The organism is Streptomyces sp. SAI-127 (genome assembly GCF_029894425.1).
GTDB lineage: Bacteria > Actinomycetota > Actinomycetes > Streptomycetales > Streptomycetaceae > Streptomyces.
In genome coordinates this window covers 6,415,565-6,436,707 of the sequence record NZ_JARXYJ010000001.1, presented here as the reverse complement: position 1 = coordinate 6,436,707, position 21,143 = coordinate 6,415,565, and the positions used below count along the sequence as shown (strand labels likewise).

Below are 21,143 nucleotides of genomic sequence, written 5' to 3'. Positions count from 1 at the left end.
CCCCCGGTTACGCTGACCCAATGAGCGAGCGACTCCAGCCCGGGGACGTGGCCCCCGCCTTCACCCTGCCCGACGCCGACGGCAACGACATCTCTTTGTCGGACCACAAGGGCCGCAAGGTCATCGTCTACTTCTACCCGGCCGCCCTGACCCCGGGCTGCACGAAGCAGGCCTGCGACTTCACCGACAACCTGGAGGTGCTGGCCGGCGCGGGGTACGACGTCCTCGGCATCTCCCCGGACGCCCCGGAGAAACTGGCGAAGTTCCGCGAGAAGGAGTCCCTGAAGGTCACGCTGCTGGCCGACCCGGAGAAGGCCGTGACCGAGGCATACGGCGCGTACGGCGAGAAGAAGAACTACGGCAAGACCTACATGGGCGTCATCCGCTCCACGATCATCGTGGACGAGGAGGGCAAGGTCGAACGGGCGCTGTACAACGTCCGGGCGACGGGCCACGTGGCGAAGATCATCAAGGACCTGGGTATCTGAGCTTCCGCGTCTCCCCCACCGAAGCGGCTCGCACCGGCATGCCCGGGCGCGAGCCGCTTTACGTTTCGGGCGTGACTGTCCGATAAGCGGTTCGTTACTCCGTACGAGGCCACGAACGGGTGGTCGAGATCGGAGGGGAAAATGGCAGTCAGCGCATATCCGAAGGAGTGGCTGGAAGAGGCGGCTCGGGGGGCTCGGACGCTGTCGGAGGCACTGGAGAGGCTGGGGATTGATCCTAAGAGCTCAACGCGGCACTACATCCGGGAGCGGATGAAGAAGCTGGGGGTGGACACCTCGCACTTCGAACGCGAGGGGGGTCGGTGGACGAGAGAGGCCCTGGAAGCCGCGGTTTCGGCATCAACGAACATGTGCGAGGTACTGCGCCGTCTCGGGGTTGAGGTCGTCGGCGGGCAGCACACACACATCAGCCGCCGGATCAAGGCGTACGGCATCGACACCTCGCACTTCCAGGTCCCGACTCATCGGGGCAAGGCGTTGCGTCGCCGAACTCCGGGCGAACTACTCATCGAGCAGCCCGCAGACAATGCCCGGCGCATCCAGAGCGATCGTCTCAGGCGGGCGATGACGAGCGTAGGCGTAGCCGAGCGGTGCGCCCTATGCGGTATCGAAGGAATCTGGCGGGGCTGTCCACTACCCCTTGAGGTCGACCATATCGACGGCAACTGGGGGGACAACCGCGTCGAGAACCTGCGGTTCCTCTGTCCCAACTGCCACTCGACAACGGACAGTTATCGTGGGCGCGGCAAGGGGCGCGCTTGATGGGTAGCGGCGTGCAGTACACCCGGGAGCAGTTGACCGAGGCCGCAGCAAGGTGCTCCGACATCGAAGAGGTCATCGCATTCTTCGGCACCCAGCCGTACGCCACACTCCGCCGCTATCTGATCCGGCGGTTCGTTCACTTCGGCATCGACATCTCACACTTCAGCCCCTATGGCAGATGCCGCCGTCCCACCTCCGACGAGTTGCGAGCCGCAGTCGCCGGGTCCGAATCCATGGCGGAGGCTCTCCGACACCTGGAACGCCCGGACAACGGCAGGCAGCGCGCGCTGTTGCGTGAGTGGGTCGCCCAAGAAGGTCTCACGACTGCGCACTTCTTGGGACAGGCTCATCAGCGAGGGAAGACTCGCCCTGACATCCTCAAGCGCCCGGAGGACGTCCTGGTACAGCACGACGGCAAGCGCCGAACCAGGACTTACCTGCTACGCCGGGCTCTATTGGAAGTCGGAGTCCCCGAAACGTGCGGAGACTGCGGGATCGGCTCCGAGTGGCTAGGCAAGCCCATGACCCTGGCGGTCGACCACGTCAACGGCGACTGGAGCGACGACCGGCGGGAGAACCTGCGGTTGCTCTGTCCCAACTGCCACGCAGTCACCAGTACCTGGTGCAGGGGAGGCAGAAGACCGCGAACAACTGCCGGTACGATGGCAGACAGCTAGCGGCGGTGGTGCAATGGCGACACAGCAGACTTAGGATCTGTGGCCCTTGATCGGGCTTGAGGGTTCGAATCCCTTCCGCCGCACACAGACGGCCTGCGAATCGAAGCAACGATGCGCAGGCCGTTCTCGTGTGCACCTCAGCCCAACAACTCCCGCACCACCGGCACCAACGCCCGAAACGCCTTCCCCCGATGGCTGATCGCGTTCTTCTCGTCCGGGGACAGTTCGGCGCAGGTCCGTGTCTCGCCCTCGGGCTGGAGGATCGGGTCGTAGCCGAAGCCGTTCGTGCCGACAGGGGTGTGGCGGAGGGCGCCCCTCAACTGACCCTCGACCACCCTCTCCGTGCCGTCCGGCAGTGCCAGGGCCGCCGCGCAGGCGAAGTGGGCGCCGCGGTGTTCGTCGGCGATGTCCGACAGTTGGGCCAGGAGCAGGTTCAGGTTCGCGCCGTCGTCTCCGTGGGTGCCCGACCAGCGGGCCGAGAAGATACCCGGGGCGCCGTTCAGGACGTCGACGCACAGGCCCGAGTCGTCGGCGATCGCCGGCAGGCCCGTTGCCCGGGCGAGGGCGTGGGCCTTCAGGAGTGCGTTCTCCGCGAAGGTGACGCCGGTTTCCTTGACGTCGGGGATCTCGGGGTACGCGTCCGCGCCGACGAGGTCGAACGGCAGACCTGCGTCGGCGAGGATCGCGTGGAGTTCGGTGATTTTGCCGGCGTTGCGCGTGGCGAGGATCAGGCGGGTCATGCCCACCAGTATTACGGCGTGCAGACCTTCGTCAGTTCGCCGGCCGCGTCGGTGATGGGGCTCAGGTCCGGCGTCTCGTCGCCGTTCTTGACCGCCGTACGGACGTTGGTCACGGCCTCGCTGAGGTTGTCGACCGCCTTGTTGACGTCGGCGTTGTCGGTCTTGTCGCCGATCTCGTCGAGGTTCTGGTCGATGGAGGTGAGGGCCTCGTCGATCTGGGTCGGGTCGTTCGACGCGTTCTCCACGGCCTGCTGGAGGTCGGTGACGCTGTCGGCGACCGCCTCGGCGGTCTGGACGCAGTCCAGTGCCTTGCTGACGGCGTCGCAGCCGGTGGTGAGGCCGACCGTGAGTCCTACGGCGGCCACTGCGGCGGCGATGGTGATATGGCGACTACGGCGGCGTCGGCTCGCGGCCATGGATCTGTTCCCTCCCTGTGGCAGGCCTCAGGAGGCCCCCGTTGACTGGCCGGGCGCCCGTTGTGCACAGCGGGCGCCCGTACTCCCGAAGACGCCGGGGCGGCCGGTCGGGTTGCGCGCGCCGACCCACCGTTCTTGGCGGTCCCTTTACTTTTCGAGGACCGTATCAAGCGCCTTGCTCTGCAGGACAGCGAGTTCCGAGCAGCCCGACACCGCGAGGTCGAGGAGGGAGTTGAGCTCGTCGCGGGCGAAGGGCTCGGCCTCGGCGGTGCCCTGGACCTCGACGAAGCGGCCGTCGCCGGTGCAGACGACGTTCATGTCGGTGTCGGCGCGCACGTCCTCCTCGTAGCAGAGGTCGAGGAGGGGTACTCCGCCGACGATGCCGACGGAGACCGCGCTCACGGTTCCGGTCAGCGGCTGGCGGCCGGCCTTGACCAGCTTCTTGCCCTGGGCCCAGGCGACGGCGTCGGCGAGAGCGACGTAGGCGCCGGTGATGGCCGCGGTGCGGGTGCCGCCGTCGGCCTGGAGGACGTCGCAGTCGAGGACGATGGTGTTCTCGCCGAGCGCCTTGTAGTCGATGACCGCGCGCAGGGAGCGGCCGATGAGGCGGCTGATCTCGTGCGTGCGGCCGCCGATCTTGCCGCGGACGGATTCGCGGTCGCCGCGGGTGTTGGTGGCGCGGGGCAGCATGGAGTACTCGGCGGTGACCCAGCCCTCGCCGCTGCCCTTGCGCCAGCGGGGGACGCCTTCGCTGACGGTGGCGGTGCAGAAGACCTTCGTGTCGCCGAAGGAGACGAGGACGGAGCCCTCGGCGTGCTTGCTCCAGCCGCGTTCGATGGTGATCGGGCGGAGTTGTTCGGGGGTGCGGCCGTCGATTCGAGACATGGCGTTGAGCCTAGCGGGAGACGGGGATGCGGAAGGGGCCCCTCCCGTGAGGGGAGGGGCCCCTGGCCGGAACGAGCTGCAGTCCTTACATCATGTCTTCGATTTCCGCGGCGATGGGGTCGGCGTCGGTGCCGATGACGACCTGGATGGCGGTGCCCATCTTGACGACGCCGTGGGCGCCGGCGGCCTTGAGGGCGGCTTCGTCGACCTTGCCGGGGTCGATGACCTCGGTGCGGAGGCGGGTGATGCAGCCTTCGATCTCTTCGATGTTGTCGATACCGCCGAGTCCGGCGACGATCTTCTCTGCCTTGGTGGCCATGTCGGTCTCCTCACGCACGGTGGGCCCAGTTTCGCGAGCGATTGCGCCGTACGTGCCGAAAATGACGTCACAGCAACCCAATCGTCCGTAACTGGTCTACACCACCTGGTGGTTGGTCGCCAACCCCGGAGGGGCGGTAGGGAGGGTGTCCTCCGGTTGCGGAATTGACGGGTTCCTTATAACGCCCTCATCGTGTACAACAGGTCTACACCACTGAGTGGTGTAGACCACCACCCGATGGAGGAGTTATGAGCACCGCCACCGACACGGCGGCCCCCGCAGCGAAGAAGCGGGGTTCCGGTCTGTTCCAGGGCCTGCAGAAGGTCGGCCGCAGCCTGCAGTTGCCCATTGCCGTGTTGCCGGCGGCGGGAATTCTGCTGCGGCTCGGCCAAGCGGACTCCCAGGAGCGCTTCCACATACCGGCTGACGTGGCGAAGGTGTTCGCCGGTGCCGGCGGCGCGCTGCTGGACAGCTCCTTCGGGCTGCCCCTGCTGTTCTGCATAGGCGTGGCCATCGGCTTCGCGAAGAAGTCCGACGGTTCCACGGCGCTGGCCGCGGTGGTCGGCTTCCTCGCCTACTACGCGGTGATCCACCAGTACCCGATCAAGGACGGCCACGAGGGCGCCACCTATACGGCGACCGGACTCGGCGGCGGCTTCTGGCAGAAGGGCACCGAGGCCGCGCAGACCGCGAGCTTCCAGAACCCGGGCGTGCTCGGTGGCATCATCCTCGGTCTTCTGACCGCCGTGCTGTGGCAGCGCTACCACCGCAAGCGGCTCGTCGACTGGCTCGGCTTCTTCAACGGCCGCCGCCTGGTCCCGATCATCACGGCCGCCGTCGGCACGGTTCTCGGTGTCCTGGTCGTCCTGGGCTGGGAGCCCATCGGCAACGTGATCACCAACTTCGGTGAGTGGATGACCGGCCTCGGCTCCTTCGGCGCGGCCCTCTTCGGTCTGATCAACCGCGCGCTGATCCCGATCGGCATGCACCAGTTCGTCAACTCCGTGGCTTGGTTCCAGATCGGCGACTACACCAACTCCGCCGGCACCGTCTTCCACGGCGACCTGCCGCGCTTCTTCGGCGGCGACCCCACCGCCGGTATGTTCATGACCGGCTTCTTCCCGATCATGATGTTCGGTCTGCCCGCCGCCGCCCTCGCGATCGCGCACTCCGCCCGGCCCGAGCGCCGCAAGGCCGTGCTGGGCATGATGATGTCGATGGCCCTGACCTCGTTCTTCACGGGTGTCACCGAGCCGATCGAGTTCACGTTCATGTTCATCGCCCCCGTGCTCTACGCCATCCACGCGGTCCTCACCGCGGTCTCGATGGCGGTGACGTGGGCGCTCGGCATGCACATGGGCTTCAGCTTCTCGGCCGGCTTCATCGACGTCTTCATCAACTGGGGCATCTCGACCAAGCCGTGGCTGCTGATCCCGGTCGGCCTGGTCTTCGGCGCGGTCTACTACGCCGTCTTCCGCTTCGCCATCATCAAGTGGAACCTCCCCACCCCGGGCCGCGAGCCCGAGGAGGAGGTCGAGGACCTCACGAAGGCCTGACAGCAGGCTGGAGCGTGACGAAGGCCCCCGGAGTCCTGAACCTCTCCGGGGGCCTTCGTCATGCCGTTGGGGCTAGATGTCGTACGACAGTCTTGGCACCGCCAGGGAGACCGGACCGTCGAACACCGCTTGTGCGTCGGCGAGGTTGACCTGCGGGTCGGTCCACGGGGGGATGTGGGTGAGGACCAGGCGGCGGGCTCCTGCTCGGGTCGCCGTCTCACCCGCCTCGCGGCCGTTGAGGTGCAGGTCGGGGATGTTCTCCTTGCCGTGCGTGAAGGCCGCCTCGCACAGGAACAGGTCGGTGTCGCGGGCGAGTTCGGTCAGGGCGGGGCTGAGACCCGTGTCGCCGGAGTACGTCAGGGACTTCCCGCCGTGCTCGACGCGGATGCCGTACGCCTCCACCGGGTGCGCCACTCGCTCCGTGTGGACCGTGAACGGGCCGATGTCGAAGGTGGACGGCTTGACCGTGTGGAAGTCGAAGACCTCGCTCATGGAGGAGGCGGTGGGGGTGTCGGCGTAGGCCGTGGTGAGGCGGTGTTCGGTGCCCTCGGGGCCGTAGACCGGGATGGGGTCGCAGCGGCCGCCGTCGTGGCGGTAGTAGCGCGCGACGAAGTACGCGCACATGTCGATGCAGTGGTCGGCGTGCAGATGGCTGAGGAAGATCGCGTCGAGGTCGTAGAGACCGCAGTGGCGCTGCAGCTCGCCAAGGGCACCGTTGCCCATGTCGAGAAGCAGCCGGAAGCCGTCGGCCTCGACGAGGTAGCTCGAGCAGGCCGATTCCGCGGACGGGAACGACCCCGAGCAGCCGACGACGGTGAGCTTCATAAAGCAGAAACCTCCGCTGGCGGGAACTTTTCTGGGATGGAGACGGGGGTCGTGCGGTCCGTCGAGCGTAAGGCGCAAAACCTCCGGTCGCTCCTCCGCCAAGGGCTGTTGTGGGCGAACTCACCTGTGGTGTCACCGGTTCGGAGGGACCGGGGGCGTGTGGGGAGTGTGAGCGCGCTTACGGCTTGCGCAGAGGGCGCGCGGGCCTGATCGCGCGCCGGTAACGTCGTCCTCATGGACACGTCCTGGTGGCTCGCGCTCGCGGCGGTGGTACTGCTCGCGCTGGTCGCCACGCTCGTGGACGGCTGGGGCCGGGGGCGTCGGCCGAAGGGGCGCGCGGACCGGGTCGGCCGTCCGTCCGGGCGGACCGTGGTCCGGCCGCGGCCCGCGGAGATCTGGTGGGCGAACGTGCCGTACGAGGACGGGCCCGGGGGCAAGGACCGGCCCTGTCTGGTGCTCGCGGTGCACGGGAAGCGGGCGACCGTCGCGAAGATCACCAGCAAGTACCACGACGAGCGGGCCGGGGTCATCCCGCTGCCGCCCGGTGCCGTCGGGGACGCGCAGGGGCGCGCGAGCTTCCTGGAGACCGACGAGCTGCGGGCGGTGCCGGTGTGGGACTTCCGGCGGAAGGTGGGGGTGGTGGACCCGGTCCTGTGGGACCAGATCCGTCACCTGGCGACGTAGTACGTCACGCCCAGAGCTGGCCCTGCAGCGTCTCGATCGCTTCCTCCGTCGTGGCCGCCGTGTAGACGCCCGTCGAGAGGTACTTCCAGCCGCCGTCGGCCACGACGAAGACGATGTCGGCGCTCTCGCCGGCCTTCACGGCCTTGTTGCCGACGCCGATCGCCGCGTGCAGGGCGGCGCCCGTGGAGACGCCCGCGAAGATGCCCTCCTGCTGGAGGAGCTCGCGAGTGCGGGTGACCGCGTCGGCGGAGCCGACGGAGAAGCGGGTGGTCAGCACCGACGCGTCGTACAGCTCCGGTACGAAGCCCTCGTCCAGGTTCCTGAGCCCGTACACCAGGTCGTCGTAGCGCGGTTCGGCGGCGACGATCTTCACGTCGGGCCGGTGTTCACGCAGGTAGCGGCCGACGCCCATCAGGGTGCCGGTGGTGCCGAGGCCCGCGACGAAGTGGGTGACCGAGGGGAGGTCGGCGAGGATCTCCGGGCCGGTGGTCGCGTAGTGGGCGCCCGCGTTGTCGGGGTTGCCGTACTGATAGAGCATCACCCAGTCGGGGTGCTCGGCGGACAGCTCCTTGGCGACCCGTACGGCGGTGTTGGAGCCGCCCGCGGCGGGGGACGAGATGATCTCGGCGCCCCACATGGCGAGCAGGTCCCGGCGCTCCTGCGAGGTGTTCTCGGGCATCACGCACACGATCCGGTAGCCCTTGAGCTTGGCGGCCATCGCGAGGGAGATGCCGGTGTTGCCGGAGGTGGGCTCCAGGATGGTGCAGCCGGGCGTGAGGCGGCCGTCCTTCTCCGCCTGCTCGATCATGTGCAGGGCGGGGCGGTCCTTGACCGAGCCGGTCGGGTTGCGGTCCTCGAGCTTCGCCCAGATGCGTACGTCGGCGGACGGCGAGAGCCGCGGCAGGCGCACCAGAGGGGTGTTGCCCACCGCGGCCAGCGGGGAGTCGTAACGCATCGACGATCAGGCCATACCGCCGGCCACGGCCGGCAGGATCGTGACGTTGTCGCCGTCGGTGAGCTTGGTGTTGATGCCGTCGAGGAAGCGGACGTCCTCGTCGTTCAGGTAGACGTTGACGAAGCGGCGCAGCTCGCCGCCGTCCACGATGCGGGCCTGGACGCCCGCATGCCGGGTCTCGAGGTCGGCGAAGAGCTCGGCGAGGGTGTTCCCGTTGCCCTCCACCGCCTTCTGCCCGTCGGTGTAGGTGCGGAGGATGGTCGGGATGCGGACCTCGATGGCCATGGTGGCGGGCTCCTGTCGGAAAGTGGTCTGGTCGGTGGGCGCACGGCGAACGCGCGCCGCGGCTCACGGCCGTACGGCGGCAGGGAAGGTCAACAGATGGCGCTGTTCAGCCTGCACAGGTCGACGTGCAGCCGCGCCACGAGCAGGATGCCCGGCGTCTTCTCGCTCACGTCGTTCAGAACCATGGGCTCATCGTATCGATTCCCGGTCCGGATCCCGGAGTGTGATCTCGCATACTGGATACTTCCCGACCGGATCGCGAGATCAGTATGCCTCGACGACCGTGACCTCCTCCTCGGTGACCTCGCCGTCGACGATCCGGTAGGAGCGGAACTGGAAGTCGCCGAGGCCGTCGGTGTCCGCCGTCGAGACCAGGACGTAGTGGGCGCCGGGTTCGTTGGCGTAGGAGATGTCCGTGCGGGACGGGTAGGCCTCGGTCGCGGTGTGGGAGTGGTAGATGACCACCGGCTCCTCGTCGCGGTCGTCCATCTCGCGGTAGAGCTTGAGCAGGTCGCCGGAGTCGAACTCGTAGAACGTGGGCGACATGGCCGCGTTCAGCATCGGGATGAACCGCTCGGGCCGGTTCGATCCGGCCGGCCCGGCGACGACTCCGCACGCCTCGTCGGGGTGGTCCTTGCGCGCGTGCGCGACGATCTGGTCGACGAGGGCCTGGGTGATGGTCAGCATGTCGGAAAGGATAAGCAGAGGGCCGCTGCGTACCGAGGATCGGTACGCAGCGGCCCACATGCCGGACGTGTGCCGGACGTGTGCCGGGCTTCCTAGCCTGCGGCCTTCTCGAACTCCGGCTCCCGCCGGTCCGTGATCCGCGGGTTCCGGGTCTTCAGTACGGCCCAGCCGATCCCCAGCGCGGCGGCCCATCCGGCCATCACGTACAGACAGACGCGGGAGTCGGGGTCGTACGCGATCAGGCAGGTCACGAAGAGCAGGAACACGATGGCGATCCAGCTGCCGACCGAGCCGCCCGGCGCCGGGAAGGAGGAGGCGGGCAGCCGGCCGGCCACGACCTCGCGGCGGTAGCGCACATGGCTGATCAGGATCATCAGCCAGGTCCAGATGCCCGCCGCGGTCGCGACCGAGACGACGTATCCGAAGGCCTTCTCCGGCACGACGTAGTTCAGCACCACGCCGATGCCCATGAAGAGCACGGAGACCGTGATGGCCAGTGCCGGCGTCCGCGTCGCGGAGAGCTTGTTGAAGGCCTGGGGTGCCTCGCCGCTGTCGGCCAGGGTGCGCAGCATGCGGCCCGTGGAGTACATGCCGGAGTTGCAGGAGGACAGCGCGGCGGTGAGGACGACGAAGTTCACGATGCCGGCGCCCGCCGGGATGCCGATCACGGCGAAGGCCTTGACGAAGGGGCTGACGCCGGCCGCGAACTCGGTCCACTTCACCACGCACAGGATGACGGTGAGGGCACCGACGTAGAAGAGACCGATGCGCCAGGGCAGGGTGTTGATCGCCTTGGGGAGGGTCTTCTCGGGGTTCTCGGACTCACCGGCGGTCACGCCGACCAGTTCGACGGCGAGGTAGGCGAACATCACGCCCTGCAGGGTCATCAGGGACGAGCCGATGCCCTTGGGGAAGAAGCCGTCGAAGGCCCAGAGGTTGGAGACCGCGGCGGTGTCGCCGGCCGCGCTGAAGCCGAAGGTGAGGACGCCGAGACCGATCACGATCATGCCGATGAGGGCGGTGACCTTGATCATCGAGAACCAGAACTCGATCTCGCCGAACAGCTTCACCGAGATCAGGTTGGCCACGAACAGGACGACCAGGAAGACCAGGGCCGTCGTCCACTGCGGGACGGCCGGGAACCAGTAGTTGACGTAGATCGCGGCGGCGGTGAGTTCGGCCATACCGGTGACGACCCACAGCAGCCAGTACGTCCAGCCGGTGAAGTAGCCGAAGAACGGGCCGAGGAATTCGCGGGAGTACTCCGCGAAGGAACCGGAGACCGGGCGGTAGAGCAGCAGCTCGCCGAGTGCCCGCATGATGAAGAAGATGATCACGCCGGCGACGGCGTACATCAGGATGAGGCTCGGACCGGCCTTGGCGATGTTCGCCCCGGCGTTGAGGAAGAGGCCGACGCCGATGGCGCCGCCGATCGCGATCATCTGGACCTGGCGGCTGCCGAGTCCGCGCTCGTACCCCTCTTCGGAGCTCTTCTCCGAGCCTGACGAGCCTGTGTCGACCTGAGCGGAGGTCATGTCTGTGGTGCGCCTTTCTCCATACCGCCCCGGGCCTTCGTCGGCCGCGGACCGGATCTCGATCCCCCCGGATTGATGGAGTGGTGCCTGGCCGGCGGTTGCCGGCTCGGTGGCGCACCCGGCGGAACATACGGGTGGTGTTCGCCGGGCGGTCGTGAAGATTTATCACGGCCGCAACGTTGATCACCTGTGCGACATATGGCACAGGTCACAGGAAGAAGCGGACAAACGACGCCCGGAACACGCGAAAGCCGTCAGCGCGGTGACGTGATCGTTATCCGGATTTGAGCGTCCTCTGAGCGAACACATCACCCTCAAAAACGGGCACGAAACCGTCACATCTCACGGCATAAGGGTGGTCACGAGGGTCTCCTGGAGACCGCCCAGCCACAGATACGCCATCACCATCGGCTTACGGGGGTCCTCGTCCGGCAGCCGGTAGAGGAGGTCGGTGTCCTCCTCGTCGGTGATGTCGAGGCGGGAGCCGATCGCGAGCCGCAGGTCGTTGAGGGCGCCGAGCCACTGCTGGGACTCACCGGTCGACAGCTTGAGGACCGCTCCGCCCTCGCCCGCGGAGTTCAGCGCGTCCAGGGAGCGGACCACCGCGAGGGCGTTCTCGCGCTTGCCGGTCCGCAGGTCGTTCTCGGTGTAACGGCGGAACTCCGAGGAGTACGCCCGCTGCTCCTCGGCCTCCTTGGCCTGGGGAGTGCCCTCGGGGTCGCTGTAGGCGTCCGGGAACAGCCGTTTGAGCACCGGGTCGGACGGCGGCTCGCTCGGGCCGTCCGCGAAGAGCTCGGCGAGGGGGTCGTCGGGGGCGTCCTCGGCGGGGCCAGGGCCGATGAGTTCCAGGAGCTGGACGGCCAGCGACCGGATGATGGAGATCTCGACGTCGTCGAGGGCGACGGCCGCGCCGCCGCCGGGGAGCGGTTCGAAGGTTCCTGGCATCAGGGGTTATCGCTACTTCCGGTCCTGCGGGCGGGGGCGGGCCACTTCCGGTCCTGCGAGCGGGGTCGGGTCATTTCCGGTCCTGCTGGAGCGTGGCCCACAGACCGTAGCCGTGCATGGCCTGCACATCGCGCTCCATCTCCTCGCGGGATCCGCTGGAGACGACCGCCCGGCCCTTGTGGTGGACGTCGAGCATCAGCTTCGTGGCCTTGTCCTTCGAGTAGCCGAAGTACGACTGGAAGACGTAGGTCACGTAGCTCATGAGGTTGACCGGGTCGTTGTGGACGATCGTGACCCAGGGGACGTCCGGCTCGGGGACGGCGAAGACCTCTTCCGCCGACTCGGTGCGTTCGATCTCTACGGGAGCGGGTGACGTCACACGGCCCATGCTGCCACGCACAGCATAAATCGTCACACTGACGCGAATGGGGGTACCATCCTCGTCATGAACACAGCGGACCTTGGGCTGCCGGTGGACGTTCCCTCGACGGCGCTCTTCACGGACCAGTACGAGCTGACGATGCTGCAGGCCGCGCTGAAGGCGGGTACCGCCGAGCGGCGCAGCGTCTTCGAGGTCTTCACCCGGCGGCTGCCGGAGGGGCGGCGCTACGGCGTCGTCGCGGGCACCGGCCGGGTGCTGGACGCGGTGGAGAACTTCCGTTTCGACGCGGACGTCCTCGGCTTCCTGCGGGAGCGGGACATCGTGGACGAGGAGACCCTGGACTGGCTCGCCTCCTATCGCTTCGGCGGCGACATCTGGGGCTACCCGGAGGGCGAGGTGTACTTCCCGGGCTCGCCGATCATGCGGGTGGAGGGCTCGTTCGCCGAGTGTGTGCTCCTGGAGACCGTGATCCTGTCGATCCTCAACCACGACTCCGCGATAGCCGCGGCCGCCTCCCGGATGTCCTCGGCCGCGGGCGACCGGCCGCTGATCGAGATGGGTGCCCGCCGCACCCACGAGCTGTCCGCCGTGGCAGCCTCGCGGGCCGCCTATGTCGGCGGCTTCGCCACCACCTCCGACCTCGCGGCCGGCTTCCGCTACGGCATCCCCACGGTGGGCACCTCCGCCCACGCCTTCACCCTGCTGCACGACCACGAGCGGGACGCCTTCCAGGCCCAGGTGGACTCGCTGGGCCGGGGCACCACCCTGCTCGTCGACACCTACGACGTCACCGAGGCCGTCCGTACGGCCGTCGAGGTCGCCGGGCCCGAGCTGGGGGCCGTGCGCATCGACTCGGGCGACCTGCTCCTCGTCGCGCACCGGGTGCGCCAGCAGCTGGACGAGCTGGGCGCGAAGAGGACCCGGATCATCGTCACCTCCGACCTCGACGAGTACGCCATCGCCTCGCTGGCCGTGGCCCCGGTGGACGCGTACGGCGTGGGCACCCAGCTGGTGACCGGGTCAGGGCATCCGACCGCCTCGATGGTCTACAAGCTGGTCGCGCGCGCCGAGTCGGACGATCCGAAGGCGCCGCTGATCCCGGTCGCGAAGAAGTCGTCCGGGGGCAAGAGCTCGGTCGGCGGGCGCAAATGGGCGGCGCGGCGGCTGGACGCGGAGGGGATCGCGGAGGCCGAGGTCGTGGGCACGGGGGCGGTTCCGCCCGCGCTCGCCGAGCGGCAGCTGCTGGTGGAGCTGGTCAAGGGCGGCGAGGTCGTCGCGCGGGAGGCGCTGGACGTCGTACGGGACCGGCATGCCGCTGCCCGGGCCAACCTGCCGCTGTCGGCGACCCAGCTCTCGCGCGGAGAACCGGTCCTTCCGACGGAGTATGTCCAGGGGCGCTCGGGTAGCTAATGCGGGTGCGCCCTCCCGCAGTGCCGTCGAAGTCTCTAGGCTCGTAAGTTCACCCAACAGTCGAAGGACACCCACATGCGCCGCGCCTTGATCGTCGTTGACGTGCAGAACGACTTCTGCGAGGGAGGCAGCCTCGCGGTGGCCGGCGGTGCCGATGTGGCCGCCGCCGTCACCGAGCTGGTCGGGCAGGCGGCGGGCTCCGGCTACCAGCATGTGGTGGCCACCCGCGACCACCACATCGCACCCGGCGGCCACTTCGCGGACAACCCCGACTTCGTGCACTCCTGGCCCGCGCACTGCGTCGCCGGGACCGAGGGGGTGGGGTTCCACCCGAACTTCGCGCCTGCCGTCGCCTCCGGGGCGATCGACGCGGTCTTCGACAAGGGGGCGTACGCGGCGGCGTACAGCGGGTTCGAGGGCGCCGACGAGAACGGCGTGACACTGGCCGACTGGCTGCGGGCGCGGGAGGTCTCCGAAGTCGACGTGGTCGGGATCGCCACGGACCACTGCGTACGGGCCACCGCGCTGGACGCGGCCCGGGAGGGCTTCCGTACGCACGTCCTCCTCGACCTCACCGCCGGGGTCGCCGAGGCGACGACCGAGCGGGCGATCGAGGAGATGCGGGAGGCGGGCGTGGAGCTGTCCGGGAAGCCGGTCGTCTAGGAAACCGGCGCTCAGGCCGGTGCCGTCGGCCTCCTCAGCAGTGATCTGATCGGATGCCACAGCTCCTGGACCAGCTCGGGACCGCCCACGACAGCGTTGTCAGGGGCGGTACGCCATATCAGCCCGTCCGGATGGTGGAGTACGGCCGTGATCTCGTCCGGGGTCGGGGGCGCGCCGTTGCCGCGCAGGTACACCGCGCGCAGACCCAGGTTGCGCAGCCTGGTCAGGGCACGCGCCCGGTTCTGGGCGTGGACGAGTACCCGCACGCTGCCGCAGCCGTCGGTGGGCGGGCGGGGCAGGTTCAGCGCCACCACCACCCTGCCGTTCGGCAGCTTGCAGAAACCTCCTGCGGCCATGCGGTCACACCCCCGTGTGCGTCGGTGTCAATAAGGGAGCCACAGCACGCACCTAAACACGATCGGCGGCAACCCGCCAGGGGTTGCCGCCGATACGCTTCTGACCTGCGGTTTTACTTCTTCTTGGCCGAAGGTCCGACCTGGAGCGTGATCGTCGAGCCGTTCAGGGGCTCCTTGACGATCTTGATCCGGGTGTCGGTGTCAGTGATGTTGACACCTGCGAACGGGTTCGACGCGTCGTAGTAGCTCGACGTGCCGTCGTCGAAGACCGGGACGCCCGGCTTGGACTTGATCTTCGTCGGGACGTCGGCGCTGTGGAGCGTGATCGAGTCCGTCGGGTACCAGCTGAAGGTGGAGTCGTAGGCCTGGATGCGGTTGCGCATCAGCGTGCCGTCGGACCACTTCAGCGCGGTCGGGTGGGAGTCGACCGGAAGGATCAGGCCCTCACCGGGGTGCTGGCTGGTGTTGTCGTCCGCCTGCGAGGTGTCCCACTTCCAGATCAACAGGCCGTTCTGGTAGGCGTAGTGCTCCACCCAGTCCGGACGGGTCGTCGAGAAGCCGTAGTTGTACGGGCCGACCTTCAACACCTTGTCGTACGACACGTATTGGCGGTTCTCGGCGATGTAGTACTGGGCGTAGTCGTCCGTGATCGAGGCGCCGATGCGGGAGAAGCCGTTCGCGGTCCAGGCGGTGTCCGCCGTCTCGGCGTTGTCGGAGAAGAGGGTCGCGCCGTCGGCGGTCACCGTGATCTCGTCGGCCGTGAAGCCCTTCTGGGCCACTCCGCCGTCGGTCTGGTAGCGGAAGCGCAGCTGGATGTTCTTGCCCGCGTAGGCGTCCAGCGGGAAGGTCAGCTTCTGGTGGGCGTCGACCGTGCCGGTGAGGGCGGGCTTGCCGCTGCCGTCCTTCGGGATGGCGGTGCCGTCGGCCAGAGTGCCGTCGACCGGCGTCCAGTTGGCGCCGTCGGTGGACACCTCGGTGTAGAGGTAGTCGAAGTCCTGCTCGATGTCCCACCAGCCGTCGAGGGTCAGCGCCGCCGAGGACTTCCCGGTCAGGTCGAGCGGGCGGGTCAGGGTGTTGCGCAGGTCGTCACCGCTGCCGCTCCACCACTGGGTGGCGCCCTGCGCCGGGGTGACCACCTCGGTGGTGACCGTCTTCTCCGGCAGCTGGACCACGAGCGCCTGCGCGTCCTTGGTGTTGTACTCCGCGACGCCCAGCTTGTGGGTGGACCTCTTGCCCGCGTTGGCCACGTCGTAGTCGAGCCAGCCCAGTTGGAGCTTGTCCCAGGCGTTCATGTCGCCGGGCAGGTCTCCGATGGAGTCCTTGCCGGTGCCGAGCCAGGAGCCGGACGACATCAGGGTCCAGAAGCCGGTGGAGTTCTCGCCGCCGCCGGAGGTGTCGTACTCGTCGGGCAGGCCGAGGTCGTGGCCGTACTCGTGGGCGAAGACGCCCAGGCCGCCGTTCTCCGGCTGGATGGTGTAGTCGCCGACCCAGATGCCGGTGTCGCCGATCTGGGTGCCGCCGAGCTTGTTGCCGGCCGGGCCGGTGGCGCCGGAGTCGCTGGCGAAGGCGTACCAGCGGTGGGCCCAGATGGCGTCCGCGCCCTGGGCGCCGCCACCCGCGGACTCGTCCTCGCCGGCGTGCACGATCTGGAAGTGGTCGATGTAGCCGTCGGGCTCGTTGAAGTTGCCGTCGCCGTCGAAGTCGTAGCGGTCCCACTGGTCGAACTCGGCCAGTTCCGCGCTGATTTCGGCGGCCGAGTCACCGGCGGCCTCGCGCTCGGCGACCCAGGCGTTGACGCCGTCCTGCACCGCGTACCAGGCGCCGGTGGGGGCGTCGTTGGAGCCGTAACGGGCCTCGTTGTAGGGGACCTTGACCCAGTCGGTCACTTCGCCCTCGACCGAGTAGCGGCCCGAGGACTGCTTCTCGTAGTACTTCTTCAGCGACTCGGACTTCTTGCCGGTGCCGAAGTAGAGGTCCTGGAAGTGCGCCTGGTTGTAGTCCGCCTGCCAGGCCGTGCTGTTGTCGACCGCGCGGTCGGGCTGGGCTATCCGGTTGTGCAGCGGGCCGGGCGTGCCGCCGTAGCGGGGGTCGACCTGGTCGCCGAACTCCACCAGGATGGTGAAGATCTTGTCGGTCTTCTCGCGGCCGAGTTCGACGTACTTGCTGTCGCCCTTGCGGCTCTTGAGCTCGACCACCTGGGAGCCGTTGCGGTTCTTGACCGTGGCGTTCCCGGATATGACCTGGTCGAGCGCCTCCTGGCGCTGCGCCTCCTTGGTCTTGGTCAGCGGGCCGTCGAAGTCGTGCTCCCTGGCCTTCGCCGGCTGCGGGTCGTTCCGGTCGACCGCGGAGGCCTTCGTGGACGTGGTGTCCGCGGCCTGTGCCACGGCGAACGTCGAGAACGTGGCCGAGGCGGCCGCGAGGGCGACGATCGTCGCCGCCGTCCTGAACGTCCAGGATCTGTCAGTCACTTGTGCCCCTCCCCTATCAAGGCAAGTGAGCGGTATTTGACTAAAGGTTGGGAAGAAAAGACAGATCTTGACTTGGACCCGTCAATTGCATTATTGGGAGCCGGTGTTCGCATTGCGGACACGTGACGGCAACACGACAGGCGCGCACAGACGTCCACTTGATGGACGCCATGACTCCGTGCGCCCCCTGTGCTCCGGCACTGTTGGTTAGGTCACGCTTACTGTTCGTTCCACTCGGGCACACAGGCGATTAGAGTCGATTGGCGGAACGCCCGGGTGTCGGCGGAAAGCCAGGCCGACGCCCCCCGTGGACCCCCAATTCCGAGGACACGATTGACATGCCGCGTCCGACCGCCGCACAGATCGCCTACGGTTCGATCACCGTCATCTTCTCGACGCTCGCCATGCTGCTGCTGTCACAGACGAGTTCGGCCGTGGGGACCGCGGTCATCGCCGTCTCGGCGCTCGCCCTCGGCCTGCTGGTCGCCATGACGGTGCCGCAGCCCAAGCCCCGCGTGGTGGCGGTGAGCAGGCCCGCCGAGCATCCAGCGGAAGAGCCCGTGCCCGCCGTGGCCACAAGTTCCAAGACCGCCGCCTGAACACCGGCTTCGCCGAGCCGGGCGCGCCGGGTCGTCCCCGGGTTCGCCGGGACGAGCCGGGACGCCCTCGCATTCGCCGACGGTCGCCGGCGGCTCGCGGGAGGCTCAGCGGTGCGGGCCGTGTACCGGTCCCGAGTCACCGCTCAGGCACCGCCGTCACAGTCCCGGCACGGCCGCGCCGATTCGTCCCCGGGTTCGCCGGGGACCAGCCGGAGCGGGCCCGTCGCATTCGCCACCGATCGCCCGCAGTTGACCGACGGCTCGGCGATCCAGGCCCTGCCGCTCCCGAAGCCACGACTCAGGCCCCGCCGTCACCATCCCGGCACGGGCCGCCGAGTCGCCCCCCAGGTTCGCCAGGGGCGAGCCGGAGCGGGCCCGCCGCACTCGCCATCGGCCGCCCGCAACTCGCGGGAGGCTCGGCGGTCCAGGCCCTGCCGCTCCCGAACCCACGACTCCGGCACCGCCGTTACGGCCCCGGCACGGCCGAGCCGAGTCGGCCCCGGGTTCGCCGGGGGCCGAGCCGGAGCGGGCCCGTCTCACTCGCCACCGATCGCCCGCAGTCGCCGACGGCCCGCCGGTCCACAGGCCCTGCCCGTCCCGGAGACACGGCTCAGACCCCGCCGTCACGCTCCCGGCACGGCCGAGCTGGAGCGGGCCTGTCGCATTCGCCATCGGTCGCCCGCAGCTCGCCGACGGCTCGACGGTCCAGGCCGTGCCGGTCCCGAAGGATCGGCTCCGGTCCCGGCCGCTCGGCCCGCGTGCTCCCCGGGACGACCTCCGAGCCCGCCCGGGTCAGGTGGTGCTGACCACCACCGTCTTCGCCGCCTTGTCGTGCAGGCCCTGCTTGTAGGGCTTGTCGAAGTAGCTCCAGCCGCCCGAGATGGCGGTCCAGATGCAGGCGCAGCAGAACGCGAACGGGATCCACAGCACCGCCGACCGGACCAACGTGGTCTGCGTGGAGGGCGTGGAGCCGTTGTCGAGGTTCGCCACCCGCATACCGAGCCACTTCTTGCCGAGCGTCTGCCCGGAGCGGGAGATCATGACGGTGTCGTAGGCGATGTAGAGCACCGCGGCGAGCGCCGACTGGGCGAGCGACTTGCCGTACTGCATGTCGTCGCTGTCGACGTTGTACTCGCTGACCCCGACACCCCAGGTGATCAGCCAGACGACGACGCCCACCATGATCATGTCGATGATCCGGGCGAGCGTGCGCCGGCCGCTGGGTGCCAGTGGTGGCATGCCGGCCAGCGGGTCGGCGGGGCCGCCGCCGTACGGGGCCCCGCCGTACGGGTCACCGCCGCCGGGACTTCCGCCGTACGGCGGCGGCGTGCTGTACGGCGATCCCGAGCCCTCGGCAGGCGGGGGCTGCTTCCTGAACGGGTCGTCATCCGGCGGCTGCTGTCCGGAGCCGGGAGGCGGTTCACTGCTCATGGCCCGAGTCGACCGCGAACCCCCCGGTTCCGCATCCGGCGAGCGGCCGTCCGGAGTACCGAATCCCGTACGCCGTTCGCGGGACCGGCTCAGCCCGCCACGAACGTATGCGCCGCCTTGTCGTGCCAGCACTGGCGCCACGGCCGGTCGAACAGACACCACGCGACGCCCACGAGGCCGATACCGAGCAGGCCCGGCACGCTGTAGACCAGCCAGCGGCGCAGGGCACCGGCGAAGGACGGGGGCTCGTGGCCCTCGATGTCCCGCACCTCCAGGCCGAGCAGCTTCTTGCCGAGGGTGCGGCCCCACTTGGCGGTGGGCAGCGCCTCGTACAGGGCACCGGCGACGAGGAGCACGGCGACCACGATGCCGAGGTACACCGACGTGGTGCCGTCCAGCAGCCAGACCGTCACGGTCTCGCCGGACAGCTTGGCCGCGTCGACCTTCTCGTTGATGTGGTCGGCCGCCTTGGTGCCGAGGGGGACGGCGGCGACGGCGGTCACGGCGCCGACGACGAGGGTGTCGAGGAGGCGTGCCGCCAGGCGCTTGCCGAGGCCGGCGGGCCTGGCGGAGGCCTGGCGGCGGGCGGCCGCCTGGAAGATGTCCTCGACCGGCGGCTTCCAGGGGGCGGGCTGCTCCTCGTCGGGCCCGGCCAGGCGGTGCACCTGCTGGGCCCAGGAGGGCTGACCGCCACCGGGGCCCGGACTCATGGGAGTGGCGGGGGGCTGGGCGCCGGGGAGTTGGACTCCGGCGGCCTGCTGAGGGCCGTTCTGCTGGGGCGCGCCTTGCTGGGGCATGCCCTGCTGTCCGGTGCCTTGCTGGGGCACGCCCGGAGGGGCCGTCTGCGGGCCGGAGGCGGGAGCGGACTGCTGGGGGCCGGAGAGGGGGGCGGCAGCGGCGGAGGCGGGGCCCTGGGGGCCTGCGGCACCGGTCGCCGCGGCGCGCTCGGCGGCGGCCTTGCCGGCACCGAAGCCGGGGCCCTGAGGGCCGGTGGGGGCGACGGCACCGCCTGCAGGCCCGCCCTGTGCCGTGGGGCCCGAGTACGCGGGCCCCGGTGCGCTTCCGTTCTGCGCCGTGTGCGGGGAGACCGCGCGGAACTTCATGGTCCCGTCGTCGGACTGCTGGGCGGCTCCCGCTCCCCCGGGCCCGGCCGTGGGCCTGCGGAAGACACGCGTGCCGCCGTCCTCGTCCGGCTCGGCGGGCGGGATCGTCGCGGCGCCGTCGGTACGGGCGGCCTGCCCGTCCGGCCGGCCCGGGGAGGAACCGTCGGCGGGCCGGCCGGCACCGGCCACCCTCGGGTCGACGCCCCGCGGACCACCCTGCTGCGGTACGCCGGGCCGAGCACCCTGAGGCCCGCCTGTCCCGCCCTGCTGAGCGCCGCCGTGTGCGGCCCCCTGGGACTGACCTCCCTGCGGCGGTACCTGCTGGGCACCCTGCTGAGCCTGCGCGGGGTCCTGCGGGGACCCCCACGACACCCTGCGGTCCTGGTCGCCGCCGAAGCCCCCCTGGTGGGCCCGGTCGGCGCCCCACGCGGACGCGGGTTCGGGGCGGCTGCCGTGCTGGGTGTCGGGGTGCGGGGCTTCCTCGGCCGGGTCCTCGTCGAAGAAGTGCGGGCCCGTCTCCTCCACCGGGGCGGGGCCGCCGCCCGCAGGTGGCGCGAGCGGTTCGCCGTCCGCAGGGGCGGGACGGCTGGTGCCCGGCACCCAGGAGGAACCGTTCCAGTAACGGACATATCCAGGAATGGACGGGTCCGGGTAATAGCCCTCGCGGGGCCTGTCGTCACCGGGTGCCGGGGTTGGGGCGCTCATGTCCGTCGTCCCGTATCTGCTCGGGGGTCAATAGAGGGGGCTACACATCTATCAGACCGGCGCAAGACCCACCGCCAGTCCCACCGGACCCACCCCTTTTGAGCACGACCTGACACCGGCCGTGCTACCGGTCCCGACGCCGACCGTGACGCCGACCGCGATACGGCCGGAAAAAAGTTCGCCGAACTCGCGTAATGATCCCGCCCCCTCCCCCCTCTCCACTCGTACGGGCCCACCGCAGGACCCGGA

At 69.2% G+C, this 21,143-nt stretch carries 24 protein-coding genes and 1 tRNA gene; 9 read left to right on the top strand and 16 right to left on the bottom strand.

Features of this window, described 5'->3' with window-relative positions:
• The first annotated feature begins 20 nt into the window (after positions 1-20).
• The 4 genes from bcp to M2157_RS29665 all read left to right on the top strand — a co-directional run bounded on the left by bcp (position 21) and on the right by M2157_RS29665 (position 2,028).
• Positions 21-488, top strand: a complete 468-nt coding sequence (bcp, locus tag M2157_RS29680; RefSeq protein ID WP_280857902.1) for a thioredoxin-dependent thiol peroxidase — start codon at positions 21-23, stop codon at positions 486-488.
• Positions 489-629: 141 nt separating this feature from the next.
• Positions 630-1,268 carry an HNH endonuclease gene (locus M2157_RS29675; RefSeq protein WP_280857903.1) on the top strand — a complete coding sequence of 213 codons (639 nt, stop codon included), beginning with the start codon at positions 630-632 and terminating at the stop codon, positions 1,266-1,268.
• The gene (locus M2157_RS29670) at positions 1,268-1,945 is read left to right on the top strand and encodes an HNH endonuclease (RefSeq protein WP_280857904.1); all 678 of its coding nucleotides are present in this window, start codon (positions 1,268-1,270) and stop codon (positions 1,943-1,945) included. The genes M2157_RS29675 and M2157_RS29670 overlap by 1 nt, the downstream gene beginning before the upstream one ends.
• Positions 1,945-2,028: transfer RNA gene (locus tag M2157_RS29665), tRNA-Leu, on the top strand. Before M2157_RS29670 ends, M2157_RS29665 begins: the two co-directional genes overlap by 1 nt.
• A 54-nt stretch (positions 2,029-2,082) precedes the next feature.
• On the opposite strand, the gene rdgB is transcribed toward M2157_RS29665, so the two are convergent.
• The 4 genes from rdgB to M2157_RS29645 all read right to left on the bottom strand — a co-directional run bounded on the left by rdgB (position 2,083) and on the right by M2157_RS29645 (position 4,305).
• The gene (rdgB, locus tag M2157_RS29660; protein WP_280857905.1) at positions 2,083-2,685 is read right to left on the bottom strand and encodes an RdgB/HAM1 family non-canonical purine NTP pyrophosphatase; all 603 of its coding nucleotides are present in this window, start codon (positions 2,683-2,685) and stop codon (positions 2,083-2,085) included.
• Between the two features lie 11 nt (positions 2,686-2,696).
• Complete coding sequence (locus tag M2157_RS29655) at positions 2,697-3,101, bottom strand: hypothetical protein (RefSeq protein WP_266528332.1); 405 nt, start codon at positions 3,099-3,101, stop codon at positions 2,697-2,699.
• Between the two features lie 147 nt (positions 3,102-3,248).
• Positions 3,249-3,986: a ribonuclease PH gene (rph, locus tag M2157_RS29650; protein ID WP_280857907.1), complete on the bottom strand. Its 738-nt coding sequence runs from the start codon at positions 3,984-3,986 to the stop codon at positions 3,249-3,251.
• Positions 3,987-4,071: 85 nt separating this feature from the next.
• Positions 4,072-4,305, bottom strand: a complete 234-nt coding sequence (locus tag M2157_RS29645; RefSeq protein WP_280857908.1) for a PTS glucose/sucrose transporter subunit IIB — start codon at positions 4,303-4,305, stop codon at positions 4,072-4,074.
• Positions 4,306-4,553: 248 nt separating this feature from the next.
• Here M2157_RS29645 and M2157_RS29640 point away from each other — a divergent pair, with 248 nt between their 5' ends.
• Positions 4,554-5,861: a PTS transporter subunit EIIC gene (locus tag M2157_RS29640; RefSeq protein ID WP_280857909.1), complete on the top strand. Its 1,308-nt coding sequence runs from the start codon at positions 4,554-4,556 to the stop codon at positions 5,859-5,861.
• Positions 5,862-5,933: 72 nt separating this feature from the next.
• Here the strand turns inward: M2157_RS29640 and M2157_RS29635 are convergent, their stop codons facing one another.
• On the bottom strand, positions 5,934-6,686 hold the full coding sequence (locus M2157_RS29635) for an MBL fold metallo-hydrolase (RefSeq protein WP_280857910.1): 753 nt from the start codon (positions 6,684-6,686) through the stop codon (positions 5,934-5,936).
• A gap of 234 nt (positions 6,687-6,920) precedes the next feature.
• On the opposite strand from M2157_RS29635, the gene M2157_RS29630 reads away from it, so the two are divergent.
• On the top strand, positions 6,921-7,370 hold the full coding sequence (locus M2157_RS29630; RefSeq protein ID WP_280866686.1) for a type II toxin-antitoxin system PemK/MazF family toxin: 450 nt from the start codon (positions 6,921-6,923) through the stop codon (positions 7,368-7,370).
• Between the two features lie 4 nt (positions 7,371-7,374).
• Here the strand turns inward: M2157_RS29630 and M2157_RS29625 are convergent, their stop codons facing one another.
• The 7 genes from M2157_RS29625 to clpS all read right to left on the bottom strand — a co-directional run bounded on the left by M2157_RS29625 (position 7,375) and on the right by clpS (position 12,165).
• The gene (locus tag M2157_RS29625; protein WP_037710629.1) at positions 7,375-8,325 is read right to left on the bottom strand and encodes a cysteine synthase; all 951 of its coding nucleotides are present in this window, start codon (positions 8,323-8,325) and stop codon (positions 7,375-7,377) included.
• 6 nt (positions 8,326-8,331) lie between these two features.
• Positions 8,332-8,610 (bottom strand): MoaD/ThiS family protein, encoded by a 279-nt coding sequence (locus M2157_RS29620; RefSeq protein ID WP_007382355.1) that lies wholly within the window; start codon positions 8,608-8,610, stop codon positions 8,332-8,334.
• An 89-nt stretch (positions 8,611-8,699) separates the two neighbouring features.
• A complete protein-coding gene (locus tag M2157_RS49170; protein WP_020940333.1) occupies positions 8,700-8,795 on the bottom strand; it encodes a putative leader peptide in 96 nt (31 codons plus the stop codon).
• A 79-nt stretch (positions 8,796-8,874) separates the two neighbouring features.
• Positions 8,875-9,297: a M67 family metallopeptidase gene (locus M2157_RS29615; RefSeq protein WP_280857912.1), complete on the bottom strand. Its 423-nt coding sequence runs from the start codon at positions 9,295-9,297 to the stop codon at positions 8,875-8,877.
• Between the two features lie 92 nt (positions 9,298-9,389).
• Positions 9,390-10,832 carry an amino acid permease gene (locus M2157_RS29610; RefSeq protein WP_280866685.1) on the bottom strand — a complete coding sequence of 481 codons (1,443 nt, stop codon included), beginning with the start codon at positions 10,830-10,832 and terminating at the stop codon, positions 9,390-9,392.
• A gap of 342 nt (positions 10,833-11,174) precedes the next feature.
• Positions 11,175-11,777, bottom strand: a complete 603-nt coding sequence (locus tag M2157_RS29605; protein ID WP_280857913.1) for a DUF2017 domain-containing protein — start codon at positions 11,775-11,777, stop codon at positions 11,175-11,177.
• 70 nt (positions 11,778-11,847) lie between these two features.
• The gene (gene clpS / locus M2157_RS29600) at positions 11,848-12,165 is read right to left on the bottom strand and encodes an ATP-dependent Clp protease adapter ClpS (protein ID WP_037710635.1); all 318 of its coding nucleotides are present in this window, start codon (positions 12,163-12,165) and stop codon (positions 11,848-11,850) included.
• Positions 12,166-12,222: 57 nt separating this feature from the next.
• Here clpS and M2157_RS29595 point away from each other — a divergent pair, with 57 nt between their 5' ends.
• On the top strand, positions 12,223-13,569 hold the full coding sequence (locus tag M2157_RS29595) for a nicotinate phosphoribosyltransferase (RefSeq protein ID WP_280857914.1): 1,347 nt from the start codon (positions 12,223-12,225) through the stop codon (positions 13,567-13,569).
• Positions 13,570-13,644: 75 nt separating this feature from the next.
• Positions 13,645-14,232 carry an isochorismatase family protein gene (locus M2157_RS29590; RefSeq protein ID WP_280857915.1) on the top strand — a complete coding sequence of 196 codons (588 nt, stop codon included), beginning with the start codon at positions 13,645-13,647 and terminating at the stop codon, positions 14,230-14,232.
• Between the two features lie 11 nt (positions 14,233-14,243).
• Here the strand turns inward: M2157_RS29590 and M2157_RS29585 are convergent, their stop codons facing one another.
• Both M2157_RS29585 and M2157_RS29580 read right to left on the bottom strand, forming a co-directional pair.
• On the bottom strand, positions 14,244-14,588 hold the full coding sequence (locus tag M2157_RS29585; protein WP_062050903.1) for a hypothetical protein: 345 nt from the start codon (positions 14,586-14,588) through the stop codon (positions 14,244-14,246).
• Between the two features lie 113 nt (positions 14,589-14,701).
• On the bottom strand, positions 14,702-17,056 hold the full coding sequence (locus M2157_RS29580; protein ID WP_280857916.1) for an immune inhibitor A domain-containing protein: 2,355 nt from the start codon (positions 17,054-17,056) through the stop codon (positions 14,702-14,704).
• Between the two features lie 338 nt (positions 17,057-17,394).
• On the opposite strand from M2157_RS29580, the gene M2157_RS29575 reads away from it, so the two are divergent.
• The gene (locus tag M2157_RS29575; protein ID WP_280857917.1) at positions 17,395-17,655 is read left to right on the top strand and encodes a hypothetical protein; all 261 of its coding nucleotides are present in this window, start codon (positions 17,395-17,397) and stop codon (positions 17,653-17,655) included.
• Positions 17,656-18,447: 792 nt separating this feature from the next.
• Here the strand turns inward: M2157_RS29575 and M2157_RS29570 are convergent.
• Together M2157_RS29570 and M2157_RS29565 are read right to left on the bottom strand one after the other, a co-directional pair.
• Entirely contained in the window at positions 18,448-19,086 is a 639-nt protein-coding gene (locus M2157_RS29570; protein ID WP_280857918.1) for an RDD family protein, read from the bottom strand.
• Between the two features lie 89 nt (positions 19,087-19,175).
• The gene (locus tag M2157_RS29565; RefSeq protein WP_280866684.1) at positions 19,176-20,894 is read right to left on the bottom strand and encodes an RDD family protein; all 1,719 of its coding nucleotides are present in this window, start codon (positions 20,892-20,894) and stop codon (positions 19,176-19,178) included.
• Between the last annotated feature and the right edge of the window lie 249 nt (positions 20,895-21,143).